Here is a 14,983-nt window from a genome sequence, read left to right as displayed (position 1 = left end):
CGCCTGGCGGTGGTCCTGCTCGGGGTCATCGGCCTCGGCGTGCTGGCGCTGCCCGCCGCCGACATGCGGCTCGCGCTGCCGGACGGCAGCTCGGCCGCCCAGGGCACCGAGAAGCGGGCGGCCTACGACCTGATCAGCGAAGGCTTCGGCCCCGGCTACAACGGCCAGCTGGCCCTGGTCGTCTTCGGTGACTCCCCGCAGCAGGCCGAGCAGGTCGCAGGCGACGTCACCAGGGCCGTCTCCGGTCTGGACCACGTGGTCGCCGTCGCACCACCGCAGCCGAGCAGGGACGGCGACGTCATGCTGCTGTCGATCGTCCCGCAGGAGGGACCGACCAGCCCCGAGACCGCGCAGCTGGTCCATGACGTGCGTGCCGCGGTGGCGCCGATTGCGAAGGCGGACGGTGCGGACGTGGCAGTGACCGGGTCGACCGCCGTCGGGGTCGACGTGTCGCAGAAGCTCGGCGACGCCCTGCCGGTCTACCTCGGCGTGGTCATCGGACTGTCGTTCCTCCTGCTCGTGCTCGTGTTCCGGTCGCTGCTGGTGCCGCTCAAGGCCACCCTCGGTTTCCTGCTGACCGTCGGCGCGACCTTCGGGGTCACGGTCGCCGTGTTCCAGTGGGGCTGGTTGTCGGGCCTCATCGGAGTCACCGGAGTCGGACCGCTCGTCAGCTTCCTGCCCATCCTGTTGATCGGCATCCTGTTCGGATTGGCCATGGACTACGAGGTCTTCCTCGTCTCGCGGATGCGCGAGGACTACGTGCACGGGGCGAGCGCCCAGCAGGCCACTGTCTCCGGAGTGGGTCACGGTGCGCGCGTCGTGACCGCGGCCGGCATCATCATGATCTCGGTGTTCTCCGGGTTCGTCCTCAGCGAGGACACGATCATCAAGTCGATGGGCTTCGCCCTCGCCTTCGGGGTGCTGGTCGACGCTTTCGTCGTCCGCCAGACGATCGTGCCGGCCGTCATGTCCCTGCTGGGCGACAGCGCATGGTGGCTGCCGCGCTGGCTCGATCGCGTCCTGCCGCGCGTCGACATCGAGGGCGAGAGCCTGCGTCGGCGGCTGGCCGGTGGATCCGACGCTGCGTCCGACGGCTCAGCAGCAGCTCCGGGCGGCGGCACGACCCGCCGGCCCGGCACCGACGGCGAACCCGACCAGGAGCGCGAGCTGATCGAGGCGTGAGCCGAGGCGCACGGCGCCGTCGCGGGGCTCTACGCTGTGGGCCATGCCGCAGACCTCCACCCGCACCGCTGTGTCCGGGAGCCGGACTCCCTTGGACCGCTACTTCAAGATCACCGAGCGAGGATCGTCGGTGGCGCGGGAGGTGCGCGGTGGCTTCGTCACCTTCTGCACGATGGCCTACATCGTCGTGCTCAACCCCATCCTGATCGGCAACACCCCCGACGGCACCGGCAGCTTCCTCGGCGGGCTGCAGGGCGAGAACGGTCCGAAGATCGCGGCCGCCACCGCCCTCGTGGCGGGCATCATGACGGTGCTCATGGGGGCGATCGCCAACTTCCCGCTCGCCCTCGCCACCGGGCTCGGCCTCAACGTCTTCGTCGCGACGGGCATCGCTGCCCTGCCGGACATGACCTGGGCCGACGCGATGGGTCTGGTGGTGCTGGAGGGCCTGATCATCCTCGTCCTCGTGCTGACGGGCTTCCGGACCGCGGTCTTCCGGGCGGTCCCGCACGCCCTGAAGACGGCCATCAGCGTCGGCATCGGGCTGTTCATCACCCTGGTGGGACTGGTCGACGCCGGCTTCATCAGCAAGCCGGCCGCCGGGCCCGTACCGGTGCAGCTCGGGCAGCACGGCTCGCTGAACGGCTGGCCCATCCTCCTGTTCGCGCTGACCTTCATCGCGATCGTCGTCATGTACGCCCGCAAGATCCGCGGCGCCCTGCTCTACGCGATCCTCGGCGGCACGGTCGTCGGCATCATCATGCAGGCGATCGGCAAGATCGGGCCGATGAGCTCGGCCGGCAAGGTGGTCAATCCCGCGGGGTGGCAGCTCAACGTCCCGAAGGTCCCCACGACGTGGGTCGACCTGCCCGACTTCGGTCTGCTCGGCCACTTCTCGCTGTTCGGCTCGATCCCCAAGATCGGCGTGGTCACGGTGATCCTGCTCATCTTCACGCTGATGCTGTCCGACTTCTTCGACACCATGGGCACGATGGTGGCGATCGGCGCGGAGGGCGACATGCTCGACGAGCACGGCAACCCACCGAGCACCGAGCGCATCCTCGTGGTCGACTCGGTGGCGGCCGCAGCTGGTGGAGCCGCGGGCGTGAGCAGCAACACGTCATACATCGAGTCCGCCTCCGGAGTGGGTGCCGGGGCGCGGACCGGGCTCGCGTCGATCGTGACCGGCATCCTCTTCCTGCTCGCCACGTTCCTGGCGCCGCTCGTCAGCGTCATCCCGCACGAGGCGGCCACCCCGGCACTGGTCTTCGTCGGCTTCCTGATGATGCAGCAGGTCACCGGGATCGACTGGGACAACCTGGAAGTCGCGATCCCGGCCTTCCTGACGATCGTGATCATGCCGTTCGCCTACTCGATCAGTGCCGGCATCGGGGCCGGATTCATCGTCTACGTCGTGCTCAAGCTGGCCCGCGGCAAGGCGTCGGCCGTCCACCCGCTGCTGTGGCTCATCGCGGCGCTGTTCGTCGTCTACTTCGCGATCGAGCCGATCAAGGGCCTCTTCGGCGTAGCCTGAACTGCGGCAGAAGGAACTGGTGGGGGTAGCCCCACCCCGAAGTCGCCGGTCAGCAGGATGGGCGCGAAATGTCGTGGCTCCAAGCGTTGCTGCCATGACATCCTCGCCCTTGCCGGCAGCCGCCGAAACCCAGCTGATCCAGGACCCCACGACGCGAATGCAGTACGCCGACACCAACGCCCCCGCGGCAGCCGAGGCCGGTATGCCGTCCGGCCGCCGCGCCCGGCGCGGGCGGCTCACGCGTCTCTGGCGCCACTCCAGCTACCTGTTCGTGTCGTTCCCGCTCGCGCTCGCCGCCTTCGTGGTGACCGTCACCGGGGTCACCCTCGGCGACGGGCTGCTCATCACGGTGCTCGGACTGCCCGTCCTCATCATGACGGCCTTCCTCGCCTCCATCCAGCGCGTCGCCGACGGCGGCACGGTCCTCGACCCCCAGGTGGTGGCACAGCTGATGGCATCGCCGCCGAGCTCGTGGTCAGTGAGGGGGCGGTGGAGAAACACACCGGGCGGATCTTCGCCAAGCTGGGGTTGCACGCCGACGACGGTCGCCACCGCAGGGTGCGGGCCGTCCTGACGTTCCTGCGAGACTGAAGGGTGGAAGGGGTCACATGACTGGAGTCACGGCACGGGTCGCGGGCTGGCTGGGTGGTCGGTTGATGGTGCTCGGGGCCCGGTCGGGCCTGGACGTCACCCGGATGCAGGTGCTGCCGAAGCGGTTCACCCTGCCGTTGCGCCGGGAGGTGCTCGACCCGGTGCCCGAGCTCGCGACTCGACGGGAGACGGAGCCGGTCAGCCGGCTGGGACGTGCCTTCGGCATGAACGTCTGGATCGTGACCGGATACCACGAGGCGCGCGCGGTGCTGATGAACAGCGCGGCATACAGCAACGACCTGCGTCCGCTGGTGGCGAGCGAAGGCTCCAGCGAGGCGCGGTCGATCGGTGGGCTCGGCTTCACCGACCCGCCCGACCACACCCGACTGCGCCGGTTCCTCACCCCCGAGTTCACGATGCGCCGGCTGGCCCGGCTGCAGCCGGTGATCACCGACCTGGTCGAGCGACAGCTGGACGAGCTCGAGGCGCAGGGGCCGGTGGCCGACCTCGTGTCCGGCTTCGGGTTTCCGGTGCCCTTCCAGGTGATCTGCGAGCTGCTCGGCCTGCCCGAGGAGGACCGCACGCCCTTCCACCACCTCGGCCCGGCCCGGTTCGACATGTCGCGCGGCGTCGCCGGGGCGTTCAACTCGGCCGACCAGGCGAGGGAGTCGGTGCTCGAGGTCGTGCGGCGGCAGCGCGCCGAGCCGGGAGAAGGCCTGATCGGCGGGATCATCCGCCAGCACGGCGACGCCCTCACCGATGTCGAGCTGGCCGGCCTGGTCGACGGCGTCTTCCTCGGCGGCTACGAGACGTCGGCGAGCATGCTGGCGCTCGGGACCCTGGCCCTGCTCCGGGATCCCGAGGCGCTCGCGATGATCCGCGAGGACGACGCTGCCGTCGACGGCATCGTGGAGGAGCTGTTGCGCTACCTCGGCGTCGTGCAGGTCGCCTTCCCCCGTTTCGCCCGGGAGGACCACGAGCTGTTCGGCCAGCAGGTCAAGCGAGGTGACCTCCTCGCTGTCTCGCTGCTCGCTGCCGACCGGGACGAGATCCTTGGCGAGGGACTCGAACGGTTCGACCCGCACCGCCCGAAGGTGCCGCACCTCGCCTTCGGGCAGGGGCTGCACCGCTGCGTCGGCTCCGAGCTGGCGCGGATGGAGCTGCGCATCTCCTTCCGGGCCCTGGCCCGGCGGTTCCCCGACCTCGGGCTGGCCGCCGACCCGACCTCGCTGCGGTTCCGGAAGCTGTCGATCGTCTACGGCGTGGAGGCACTGCCGGTGCGGCTGTGGAAGGCCGGAGCGGGAGACGTCGACCAGGGCGGCGCCGCCTGATCCGCCCTCCAGTCGTCCCCTAGCTGCTGGCAGTGGGCGTCACAGGTGACGCCGACTCCCAGCAACAAGTCAGGTGTCTCGTGCGGTGAGGACGATCGGGTCGCCGTCGGTGATCGCGATGGTGTGCTCGGAGTGGGCCCCGCGCGACCCGTCGGAGCTACGGATGGTCCAGCCGTCGGGATCGGTGTAGATCTCGTCGGTCCCCGCGCAGAGCCATGGCTCGATGGCGATGACCAGTCCGGGTCGCAACGGCAGACCGCGGCCCGGGCGGCCGTCGTTGGGCACGTGGGGATCGCCGTGCATGGTCCGGCCCACTCCGTGTCCGCCGAACTGGGTGTTGACCGCGAACCCGGCCGACGCCGCGGTCTGCCCGATCGCTGCCGAGATGTCACCGAGCTTGTGACCGGGTCGCGCGATCTCGATGGCCCGGGCGAGCGCGTCCTCGGTCACGGCGGTCAGGCGCTGGTCCTCCGGGCGGGGGCTTCCGACCGGGACGGTGAGCGCCGAGTCGGCCACCCAGCCGTCGACCGAGCAGGCGAAGTCGAGGCTGAGCAGGTCTCCATCGGCCAGTCGATAGTCGTGGGGCAGCCCGTGCAGCACCGCGTCGTTGACCGACGTGCACAGCACCTTGCCGAACGGGCTGGCGCCGAACGAGGGGTGGTAGTCGATGTAGCAGGACTGGGCACCGCGGTCCCGGATCAGCCGGTGGGCCATCGCGTCGAGGTCGAGCAGGTTGACACCGACGTCGGCCGCCTGCGCGAGCTTGGTCAGCACGTCGGCGACGAAGCGGCCGGCCGGGCGCATCTGGGCGACCTCTGCGGGGGTGAGGAGTTCGATCACGGCGGTCAGCCTAGCCGCGCGGTGCTGTGTCACCGGGCTCGCCGGGGGTGCGACCACGTCATGCACCCGGCGGTGGCGACGGGGCTTCTCACGATGCGATCCCGAAATACTTAGCGCAGGTAATGAGTTAGGGTAAGCAGTGCACGAAAGGAAGCCCTTGCCCCCGAAGTCCAAGTCCACCGGCACACCGTCGCTCGGCCATCTGGCCAGCGACCTTCGTCTTGTCTGCATGCGGATCAGTCGCCGCGCCCGCTACGAAAGCACCAATCGCATTGCGCCGCATCAGTTCAGCGTCCTGTGCCGGCTCCAGGAGAACCCTCGGACACCGAAGGAGCTCGCAGAGACCGAGCGCGTCAGCGCGCCGAGCATGACGCGCACGGTGGCGGGCCTCGTCGAGGCGGGACTGGTGTCCCGGACCGATGACCCCACCGACGGCCGGCAGGTCATCGTGGCCCTCACCGAGGAGGGTAGGGCCGTCTGGCGGGATGTGCGACGCCGGCGTGACCAGTGGATGGCGCAGCGCCTCAGGGACCTGTCGCCGGAGGATCGCGAGGTGTTGGCCCGTGCGAGCGAGATCCTGGCGCGGGTGGTGAGCGAGTGAGCCCGACCTTCGCCTCCCTCACCATCTACAACTACCGCGTCTACTGGGCCGGTGCGCTCATCTCCAACGTCGGCACCTGGATGGGCCGCGTCTCCCAGGACTGGCTGGTCCTCACCCAGCTCACCGACAACTCCTCGACCGCACTCGGCCTCGTGACCGCGCTGCAGTTCCTTCCGGTGGTGCTCTTCGCTCCGTTCGGCGGCGTGCTGGCCGACCGGTTCCCGAAGCGCCGCATCCTCGCGGTCACCCAGAGCACCCTGGCGCTCACCTCGTTGCTGACCGGCGTGCTCGTGGTCACCGGGACCGTCCAGCTGTGGCACATCTACGCGTTGGCCTTCATCATGGGGTGCGCCACGGCAGTCGACAACCCGGCCCGGCAGACCTTCGTCTCCGAGATGGTGCCGCGCGAGTCGCTGAGCAACGCGGTCGGCCTCAACAGCGCCTCCTTCAACGCCGCTCGGCTGGTCGGTCCGGGCGTTGCCGGTCTGGTGATCGCAGCCTGGGGCACGGGGGTCTCCTTCTTCGTCAACACGCTGAGCTTCGTCGCGGTGCTCTTCGCGCTGTTCCACCTGCGGGTGCGCGAGCTGCGACCTGCGCCCCGGGTCCGCAGCAAGGGGTCGCTGCGCGAAGGTGCCAGGTATGTGCGGGGCAGGCCGGACATCATCCTGATCCTCGTGCTCATCTTCATGCTGGGCACCTTCGGCATGAACTTCCAGCTGACCATCGCGGTGATGGCCACGGAGGCGTTCCACAAGGGCGCCGGCGAGTACGGCTTGCTCGGCTCGGTGATGGCCGTCGGTTCCCTCGCCGGTGCGCTGCTGTCCGCCCGGCGACCGCGTCCCCGGTTGCGCATCCTGCTCGTGGCCCTGGCCGGGTTCACGGTGTCGACGTTGGCTGCCGGTCTCGCTCCGTCATACGTGTGGTTCGCGCTCTTCCTGATCCCCAGCGGGCTGGCGGCGATGACCGTCATGACCAGCGCCAACTCGATGGTGCAACTGAGCGTCGACCCGCAGATGCGCGGTCGGGTGATGTCGCTCTACATGGCCATCTTCATGGGCGGCACGCCCATCGGAGCACCGCTGATCGGCTGGATCGGTGAGGCCTGGGGGCCGCGCTGGACCATCCTCGTCGGCACCGTGGCGGTGGGGCTCTCGGTCGCGGGTGCGATGCTCTATCTCATGCGCTCCGAGAACATCCACCTGCGTTACCAGTGGCAGGGCCGTCCCCGGTTCGTCGTCACCCGTGAACAGGTCGAGCTCCCCGAGCCCCAGCGGGCCTCATGATGACCCCACGCTTCCGCCGCGTGATCGTGATCGTGGCGCTGGTCGCCATGGTGGCAGCGGTCCTGGGCAGCAGCCTCGCCGGCGTCATCAACTGACGCGTCCGACCGCACGACCCTTCCCTACGGCGCGGCGGCGGTTGCCTGGGCGCGAAGGGCGCGCTCCAGGTGGTCCTGCTGCTCCACGACGAGCCGGCGCAGAGCCGCGGGAGCGTCCGGGTTCGCGTCCAGCCACCGCTGCGACCGGGCGACGACGGGGTGGTCCTCGGGGCGCTGGCCGTCGGTCAGGTCCTGGTGGCCGGGGTAGAGCCCGCGCACCAGCCGGGTGGCGATCTCGATGCTGCGCTCCGACCAGAACCGACGCAGATCCTCGAAGTAGCGATCGGTGTAGGCGGCGGTCAGGTCGCCGTGCAACGGCTGGGTGAACCCGGCGATGGTCGCGCTCACGTGCTCGTTGGTCAGCTCGTCAGAGTCGGTGAGTGCGGTCCAGGCGCGCGCCTTGACGGCGGCGTCGGGACGGCCGGCCAGGGCCGCGACGTGGTGTGTGGCGCCCGAGGCGGTGCGGTCGCGCTGCAGCTCGGCGTCGAGCTCGGCCGCGGTCGCGTGGCCGGTCGCGGCGAGTGCCTGCCACAGGCCCCAGCGCAGGTCGGGGTCCACGGTCAGCCCCTCGACCTGCTCCGTGCCCTCGAGCAGCGACCGGAGGCGTGCCCGCCCCGAGTCGCACGTTGCGGCGACCGCGGCGACCGTGCGAGCCCACACCAGTTGCGCGTCGGATCCCGGCTCGCTCGCGTCGAGCTCGCGCCACGCCACCTCGAGCAGCCGGTCGCGGGCCTGCGGACGCACGGCGATGGGGAGGTAGCGCTCGACCGCAGTGCGAGCGCAGGTCAGCACGTCGCGCAGCACACCTGCGTCCGGCTCGAGCGGGCCCTGCTCCAGCGCGATCTGCAGGTAGTCGCCGGCAGGGAGGACGGCGTCACGGGCGGCGTTCCACAGCGCCGACCAGAGCAGCGCCCGCGACAGTGAGGACTCGGCGGTCGACAGGTGTTCGCGGGCGGTCGCCAGGGAGCGGTCGTCGAGCCGGACCTTGCCGTAGGTCAGGTCGTCGTCGTTGACCAGGACGAGATCGGGCGCGGGCAGGCCGACGGCCTCCGTCACCTCCGTGCGCCCTCCCGTGACATCCAGCTCGAGGCGGTGGCTGCGCGTCAGCCTGCCGTCCGACACGGCATACAGGCCCACGGCCAGCCGGTGCGGGCGCAGCGCCTGCGCTCCGGTGGTGGGATCGACCGACTCCTGTCGGATCGCCAACGACCCGATCGTGCCCTCAGCGGTCAGCTCCAACTCCGGCGTGAGCGTCCCGATGCCGGCCGTCTCGAGCCACTGGGACGACCAGGTCCGCAGCTCGCGACCCGAGGCATCCTCCAGCGCGACCAGCAGGTCCGGCAGGGTGGTGTTGGCGTACTCGTGGTCACGGAAGTAGGACCGGGCACCGGCGAAGAACGCGTCCACCCCGACGTAGGCGACCAGCTGCTTGAGCACCGAGGCGCCCTTGGCGTAGGTGATGCCGTCGAAGTTCTGCTTGGCCGCCTCGAGGTCGGCGATGTCGGCGACGATCGGGTGCGTGGTCGGCAGCTGGTCCTGCAGGTAGGCCCACGCCTTGCGGTTGCTGGCGAAGCTCGTCCAGGCGTCGGTGAACCGGGTGGCGACCGCGGAGGCGTGCGCGCCCATGTAGTCGGCGAAGGACTCCTTGAGCCACAGGTCGTCCCACCACCGCATCGTTACCAGGTCGCCGAACCACATGTGGGCCATCTCGTGCAGGATCGTGTTGGCCCGCGCGGCATACTGCGATTCCGTTGCAGCAGAACGGTAGACGTAGTGCTCGGTGAACGTCACGCAGCCCGGGTTCTCCATCGCACCGAGGTTGTACTCCGGCACGAACGCCTGGTCGTACTTGCCCCAGGGATAGGGATAGCCGAACGCCTCGTGGAAGAAGTCGAGGCCCTGCCTGGTGACCTCGAAGATCGCGTCGGCGTCGAGGTGCTCCGCCAGCGAAGCGCGGCACAACACGGCCAACGGGACCTCGAGGCTGCTCCCGTCAGGGAACGTGGTGCTCCAGTGGTCCTGCACGCAGTGGTAGGGCCCGGCGGTGATGTTGGTGATGTAGGTCGACATCGGCAGGGTCGGGGCGAACTCGACGTGCTGCACGCCTCCCTCCCTCGACTCCGTGGCCACGGCCTGGTTGGAGTGCACCCGCCACGCGGCCGGGGCGTGGACCACGAAAGTGAACGGCGCCTTGAGGTCTGGCTGCTCGAAGTTCGCGAAAACCCTCCGCGCGTCGGCTGGTTCGTACTGCGTGTAGAGGTAGGTCTCGCCGTCGGCCGGGTCGACGAAGCGGTGCAGGCCCTCGCCCGAGCGGCTGTAGGCAGCGTCGGCCACCACCGTGACGATGTTGCTGCCGGTCAGTCCGGTGAGCTGGATCCGGTTGCCGTCGAAGGACGCCGCCGCATCGATCTGCCAGCCGTTGACCGTGACCGACCGCACGCGGGGCCCGATGAAGTCGAGGAACGTCGTCTCCATCGTCGAGGTGAACTCGATCGTCGTGGTGGACGGGTAGGACGGCTGCGCCGGGTCCTTCGCCCCGGTCAGGTCGAGCTCGACCCGGTAGCCCGTCACGCGGACCTGTTCCGAACGCAGCGCGGCCTCGGAGCGGCGCAGGTTGGCGGTGTCGATCGTCGAGGTGGGCTGGGGCTGCTGGCTCGTCTCGGTCACCGGCACAGTCAATCAGAGCGGTCCGGCGGCCCGGGTCCGACCGCCGCGGCCGGGAGCGATCAGGACAGGGCGGAGACGACGTGGTCGATGCAGGCCGTCAGCGCCGAGACGTCGTCGGGCTCGATGGCCGGGAACATGCCGATCCGCAGCTGGTTGCGGCCCAGACCGCGGTAGGACTCGGTGTCGACGATCCCGCCCGCGCGCAACGCCCTCGCGACGGCAGCAGCGTCGACCGAGTCCGCCAGGTCGATGGTGCCCACCACCAGGGAACGCTGGCCCGGGTCGGTGACGAAGGGCGAGGTGTATGCCGTGCGCTCCGCCCAGTCGTACAGGCGCCGGGAGCTGTCCGTCGTGCGTTGCACGGCCCAGTCGAGGCCGCCCTGCTCGCCCAACCAGCGGACCTGGTCGGCCAGCAGCGCGAGCGTGGCCACCGCGGGCGTGTTGTAGGTCTGGTCCTTGCGGGAGTTCTCGATCGCGGTCGGCAGCGAGAGGAAGGCCGGCGTCCACCGTCCCGAAGCCGCAATCTGATCGACCCGGTCGAGCGCCGCGGGGGAGAAGGCCGCCAGCCAGAGCCCACCGTCGGCCGCGAAGCACTTCTGGGGCGCGAAGTAGTAGACGTCCGCCTGGGCCATGTCCACCGACAGACCGCCGGCGCCGGACGTCGCGTCCACGAGCATGAGCGCGCCGTCGTCCGCGTCCGCAACCCGCCGGACCGGAGCCATCGCACCGGTCGAGGTCTCGTTGTGCGCCCACGCGTAGGCGTCCACGCCCGGTTCGGCGACCGGCGCAGCGACGGTGCCCGGCTCGGCGGACACGATCGTGGGCTCACCGAGGAACGGCGCGCCGGCGGTGACCTTGGCGAACTTGCCGGAGAACTCGCCATACGTCAGGTGCTGCGCCCGGTCACGGACCAGACCGAAGGCCGCCGCGTCCCAGAATGCCGTCGTGCCACCGTTGCCCAGCACGATCTCGTAGCCCTCGGGCAGGGAGAACAGCTCGGCGAGACCGCGCCGGATGTCCGCAACCAGGCTGCGGACCGGTGCTTGCCGGTGCGACGTCCCGAGCACCGTGCGCTCCAGTGAGGTGAGGAAGTCGAGCTGCCCGGGGCGGACCTTGCTCGGCCCGCAGCCGAAGCGGCCGTCGGAGGGCAGGAGCTCGGCGGGGATGGTGGGCAGCGCGTCCGTCACGCCGCCGAGTCTCGCAGGTGGCCGGTGACGATGCGGAAGGAGGACGTCCGCAACGAGGATTATCGTGCCGGGCATGGCTATCGCACGCTTTCCCAGCACCATCCTCGACTGCCCCGACCCCGGTGTCCTCGCGACCTTCTACGGCGCGCTCCTCGACTGGAAGACCACGGTCGACGACGACGGGAGCTGGGCCGAGGTGCGCGCCGACTACGGCCAGTGCATCTGCTTCCAGCAGGTGGCCGACCACAGGCCGCCCCAGTGGCCGGGACAGGAGGTGCCGCAGCAGATGCACCTGGACCTGATGGTCGACGACCTCGACGCCGGCGAGGCCGCGGCCCGCGAGCTCGGGGCCACCCTGGCCGAGCACCAGCCCGGCACGACCTTCCGGGTCTTCCTGGACCCGGCGGGGCACCCGTTCTGCCTCTGCGTCGACTGACCCACGACCCCGCCGCGGGACGGCGCAGCCTTGGTCAGCCGGCGTGACGGGCCGCGAGCCGCTCGTCCCAGCCGCTGACGTCCTCAGGACGGCGCGGGCCCTCGCCGACGTAGCGCGCCGACGGTCGCACCAGCCGACCGGTCCGCTTCTGCTCGAGGACGTGGGCGGCCCACCCGGCGGTGCGTGCGCAGGTGAACATGGGAGTGAACATTGCCGGAGGCACGTCGGCGAAGTCGAGCAGCACAGCCGCCCAGAACTCGACATTGGTGGCGAGCACCCGGTCGGGCCTGCGGGCGTGCAGCTCGTCGAGCGCCGCCTTCTCGAGCGCGGCGGCGACGTCGTAGCGCGGCGCGCCGAGTCGCGCGCAGGTGTCCCGCAGCACCTTCGCGCGCGGGTCCTCGGCCCGATAGACCCGGTGACCGAAACCCATCAGCCGTTCGCCCCGGTCGAGCACGCCCCGCACGTAGGCGCCGGCGTCGCCGGTCTCCTCAACGGCCTCGATCATGTGCAGCACCCGCGACGGGGCGCCCCCGTGGAGCGGCCCGCTCATCGCGCCGACCGCGCCGGACAGGCAGGCCGCGACATCGGCGCCGGTGGAGGCGATCACCCGTGCGGTGAAGGTCGAGGCGTTCATGCCGTGCTCGGCCGCGGACACCCAGTAGGCGTCGACGGCCTCCACGTGCCGGGGGTCCGGCTCGCCGCGCCACCGGATCATGAAGCGCTCCACGATCGTGCGGCCGGTGTCGACCTCGCGCTGGGAGACCATGGGGCGGTCCTGCCCCCGGGCCGACTGGGCGATGAAGGACAGCGCCATGACGGAGGCGCGGGCAAGGTCGTCGCGGGCCTGCTCGGGCGAGATGTCGAGCAGCGGCCGGAAGCCCCACACCGGGGCCAGTTGCGCGAGGGCACTCTGCACGTCCACCCGCACGTCGCCGGTGTGCACCGGAAGCGGGAACGGCTCGGCCGGTGGCAGCCCGGGGTTGAACTTGTTGTCGACCAGCAGCCCCCACACGTTGCCGAAGGACACGGTGCCGACCAAGTCGTTGATGTCAACGCCTCGGTAACGCAGGGCTCCTCCCGCCTTGTCGGGCTCGGCGATGGCGGACTCGAAGGCGATCACGCCCTCCAGTCCGGGCGTGAAGTTCTCGTCGGCGGGGGCAGCGTCGGTCATCGGATCACCTCGTCGCGCGCTCCGACGCGGTGCCGGAGGCGTGGCCATTGTGCCCCGACGAGCCGTCCCGCGTCAGGTGCGGGTGCCGGGCCGGCACGCCATAGCCTTTGCCGGTGCCCTTGTTGCTGGACCTGACGCCGCTGCGGGTCAACCCGTCATACCGCCGCCTCTACTCCGGTTTCACGGTCAGCGGCGTCGGCGCGCAGCTCGCGACCGTGGCCATCGGGCTGCAGGTCTACGACATCACCGGTTCCAGCTTCGCGGTGGGTCTGGTCGGACTGTGTGCGCTCGGCCCGATCATCCTGATGGGCCTGTATGGCGGGGCGCTCGTCGACGCGCACGACCGGCGGACCGTCGCGCTGGTCGCCGGCGCCGTCCTGTGGTGCGGTTCGATGCTCAACACCGTGCAGGCGCTGCTGGGCAACACCCACGTCGGCGTCCTCTACGCGCTCGTGGCGGTCTACAACGCCGGCTTCGCGGTGGTCAGCCCCGCGCGGTCGGCGATCTACCCGCGGCTGCTCGAGGACGCACTGCTCCCGGCGGCCAACGCGCTCAACGTGGCTGCGATGAACATCGCGATGACGGTGGGTCCGCTGCTCGCCGGCGTGCTGGTCGACTGGGGCGGCTACGCCGTCGCCTACGGGGTCGACACGGGGCTGTTCGCGTTCGCGATCTGGGGCCTGCTGCGGCTCGAACCGATTCCGCCCGAGGTGGATCCGCTGTCGGACGCCGGCGTCCCGCGCCGCCGGCCCGGCCTCACCAGCGTCCTGGACGGCCTGAAGTTCCTGGGCAGCCGACCCAACCTGCGGATGACCTTCCTCGCCGACTTCTGCGCGATGATCCTGGCGCAGCCGCGCGCCCTCTTCCCGGCCGTGGCGATGCTCGCGTTCGGGGGCGGCGCGAAGACGGTCGGGTTCATGTCGGCCGCGGTGGCCGTCGGCGCGATGGCGGCGATGTTCTTCTCCGGGCGGCTCGGGGGCATCCGCCGCCAGGGACTGGCCGTGGTCGTCTCGGTCGCCCTGTGGGGCGTCTCGATCGCGGGCTTCGGGGTGTCGGTGGCGCTTGCCGACGGACTGCTCACCCGGACCCAGGCGCTGTGGTGCGGTGCCGCCGCGCTCGCCTGCGCCGGCGCCGCCGACTCGGTGAGCTCCGTCTTCCGCACGACCATCCTGCAGGCTGCCACGCCCGACCACCTGCGCGGCCGCCTGCAGGGCGTTTTCATCGTCGTCGTGGCCGGTGGCCCCCGGCTCGGCGACCTCGTCGCGGGCACCGGCGCCGCGGCGTACAGCGAGGCCTTCGCGGCGGTGGCGGGTGGCGTCCTGTGTGTCGTGGCGGTGCTGGCGCTGGGTGCCTGGCAGCGAGGCTTCCTGCGGTATGACGCGCGCTCGCCGACGCCGTAACCGCTTGGTGGACGGCCCGGCCCGGCCGCGGTCGGTGCGCGATAGTGGCCCGGTGACCCCGAACGACCATGCCGTTGCCGTGTGGCGGATCCCCGCCATGCGGCAGCTCGTGGTGGTCACGTTCCTGGGTTTCGCCAGCTTCTGCCTCACCCTGTCCTCGTTGCCCTCGTATGCCGCGTCGCACGGGGCCTCGTCCGGCACCGCCGGGCTGGTCACCACCGTGATGCTGGTGTGCACCGTCGGGACGCAGATGCTGGTGCCCGCGGCGGTCGACCGGTTCGGGCTCGGCCCAGTGCTGGCGCTGGGCCTCGTGGCTCTCGGGCTTCCGGCTCCGCTCTACCTGCTCGCGCACGACCTGTGGTGGCTGCTGGTGGTCTCGGCGGTGCGCGGTCTCGGGTTCGCCGTCCTGACCGTGCTCGGCTCGACCATCACCGCGCGGATCGCCCCGCCGGGGCGGATGGGAGAGGCGGTCGGCCTCTACGGACTGGCCATCGCGCTGCCCAACCTGCTGGCCGTGCCCGGCGGGGTGGCGTTGCAGGCGGACGGGCGGTTCGCCCTCGTGGCCTTCCTCGCAGCCTCACCGGTGCTCGCCCTGCCGTTCGTGCCGGCCCTGACGCGCGGGGTGGTGGCGCACTCCCGGGACGGCGGCGGGACGGTCGGGTCGG

13 protein-coding genes are annotated in these 14,983 nt (G+C 70.8%); 9 read left to right on the top strand and 4 right to left on the bottom strand.

Going from position 1 to position 14,983, the window contains the following annotated elements:
• From FRW57_RS08300 to FRW57_RS08285, 4 genes are all read left to right on the top strand, one after another.
• Nucleotides 1–1,182: MMPL family transporter (locus tag FRW57_RS08300; protein ID WP_152185781.1), on the top strand; the 1,182-nt coding region annotated here is incomplete at its 5' end.
• Nucleotides 1,183–1,225: 43 nt separating this feature from the next.
• Entirely contained in the window at nucleotides 1,226–2,716 is a 1,491-nt protein-coding gene (locus tag FRW57_RS08295) for an NCS2 family permease (protein WP_137123095.1), read from the top strand.
• A 94-nt stretch (nucleotides 2,717–2,810) separates the two neighbouring features.
• Nucleotides 2,811–3,290, top strand: a complete 480-nt coding sequence (locus FRW57_RS25025) for a sensor domain-containing protein (protein ID WP_202911684.1) — start codon at nucleotides 2,811–2,813, stop codon at nucleotides 3,288–3,290.
• Between the two features lie 34 nt (nucleotides 3,291–3,324).
• Nucleotides 3,325–4,638, top strand: a complete 1,314-nt coding sequence (locus FRW57_RS08285; protein WP_137123094.1) for a cytochrome P450 — start codon at nucleotides 3,325–3,327, stop codon at nucleotides 4,636–4,638.
• Between the two features lie 69 nt (nucleotides 4,639–4,707).
• Here FRW57_RS08285 and map read toward each other — a convergent pair whose 3' ends face one another.
• The gene (gene map / locus FRW57_RS08280) at nucleotides 4,708–5,478 is read right to left on the bottom strand and encodes a type I methionyl aminopeptidase (RefSeq protein ID WP_137123093.1); all 771 of its coding nucleotides are present in this window, start codon (nucleotides 5,476–5,478) and stop codon (nucleotides 4,708–4,710) included.
• A gap of 229 nt (nucleotides 5,479–5,707) precedes the next feature.
• Between map and FRW57_RS08275 the strand changes: the two genes are divergently transcribed.
• Together FRW57_RS08275 and FRW57_RS08270 are read left to right on the top strand one after the other, a co-directional pair.
• Nucleotides 5,708–6,079: a MarR family winged helix-turn-helix transcriptional regulator gene (locus FRW57_RS08275; protein ID WP_137123092.1), complete on the top strand. Its 372-nt coding sequence runs from the start codon at nucleotides 5,708–5,710 to the stop codon at nucleotides 6,077–6,079.
• A complete protein-coding gene (locus tag FRW57_RS08270; RefSeq protein ID WP_137123091.1) occupies nucleotides 6,076–7,362 on the top strand; it encodes an MFS transporter in 1,287 nt (428 codons plus the stop codon). The genes FRW57_RS08275 and FRW57_RS08270 overlap by 4 nt, the downstream gene beginning before the upstream one ends.
• Before the next feature lie 119 nt (nucleotides 7,363–7,481).
• On the opposite strand, the gene pepN is transcribed toward FRW57_RS08270, so the two are convergent.
• On the bottom strand, nucleotides 7,482–10,124 hold the full coding sequence (gene pepN, locus FRW57_RS08265) for an aminopeptidase N (RefSeq protein WP_444965525.1): 2,643 nt from the start codon (nucleotides 10,122–10,124) through the stop codon (nucleotides 7,482–7,484).
• 59 nt (nucleotides 10,125–10,183) lie between these two features.
• On the bottom strand, nucleotides 10,184–11,311 hold the full coding sequence (gene serC / locus FRW57_RS08260) for a phosphoserine transaminase (protein WP_152185780.1): 1,128 nt from the start codon (nucleotides 11,309–11,311) through the stop codon (nucleotides 10,184–10,186).
• A gap of 73 nt (nucleotides 11,312–11,384) precedes the next feature.
• Here serC and FRW57_RS08255 point away from each other — a divergent pair, with 73 nt between their 5' ends.
• Nucleotides 11,385–11,747, top strand: coding sequence for a VOC family protein (locus FRW57_RS08255; protein WP_137123089.1), 363 nt, complete (start codon nucleotides 11,385–11,387; stop codon nucleotides 11,745–11,747).
• Nucleotides 11,748–11,781: 34 nt separating this feature from the next.
• Here FRW57_RS08255 and FRW57_RS08250 read toward each other — a convergent pair whose 3' ends face one another.
• The gene (locus tag FRW57_RS08250) at nucleotides 11,782–12,918 is read right to left on the bottom strand and encodes a citrate synthase 2 (protein WP_137123088.1); all 1,137 of its coding nucleotides are present in this window, start codon (nucleotides 12,916–12,918) and stop codon (nucleotides 11,782–11,784) included.
• Between the two features lie 113 nt (nucleotides 12,919–13,031).
• On the opposite strand from FRW57_RS08250, the gene FRW57_RS08245 reads away from it, so the two are divergent.
• A complete protein-coding gene (locus FRW57_RS08245) occupies nucleotides 13,032–14,318 on the top strand; it encodes an MFS transporter (RefSeq protein ID WP_137123087.1) in 1,287 nt (428 codons plus the stop codon).
• Between the two features lie 52 nt (nucleotides 14,319–14,370).
• Nucleotides 14,371–14,983 (top strand): MFS transporter (locus FRW57_RS08240; protein ID WP_203230257.1); only part of this gene is annotated, 613 nt, incomplete at its 3' end.

Origin of the sequence: Segeticoccus rhizosphaerae (assembly GCF_009192725.1) — a bacterium.
In the GTDB taxonomy this organism is placed as follows: domain Bacteria; phylum Actinomycetota; class Actinomycetes; order Actinomycetales; family Dermatophilaceae; genus Segeticoccus; species Segeticoccus rhizosphaerae.
Note: the sequence above shows the minus strand (reverse complement) of the source record. Positions and strands in the feature narration are given on the sequence as shown.

What these genes read in the sequence shown, in the direction of transcription:
- FRW57_RS08255 (WP_137123089.1), top strand. Translation starts at nt 11,385, where the DNA reads ATGGCTATCGCACGCTTTCCCAGCACCATCCTCGACTGCCCCGACCCC.
- FRW57_RS08295 (WP_137123095.1), top strand. Translation starts at nt 1,226, where the DNA reads ATGCCGCAGACCTCCACCCGCACCGCTGTGTCCGGGAGCCGGACTCCC.
- FRW57_RS08275 (WP_137123092.1), top strand. Translation starts at nt 5,708, where the DNA reads ATGCGGATCAGTCGCCGCGCCCGCTACGAAAGCACCAATCGCATTGCG.
- FRW57_RS25025 (WP_202911684.1), top strand. Translation starts at nt 2,811, where the DNA reads ATGACATCCTCGCCCTTGCCGGCAGCCGCCGAAACCCAGCTGATCCAG.
- FRW57_RS08250 (WP_137123088.1), bottom strand. Translation starts at nt 12,918, where the DNA reads ATGACCGACGCTGCCCCCGCCGACGAGAACTTCACGCCCGGACTGGAG.
- FRW57_RS08285 (WP_137123094.1), top strand. Translation starts at nt 3,325, where the DNA reads ATGACTGGAGTCACGGCACGGGTCGCGGGCTGGCTGGGTGGTCGGTTG.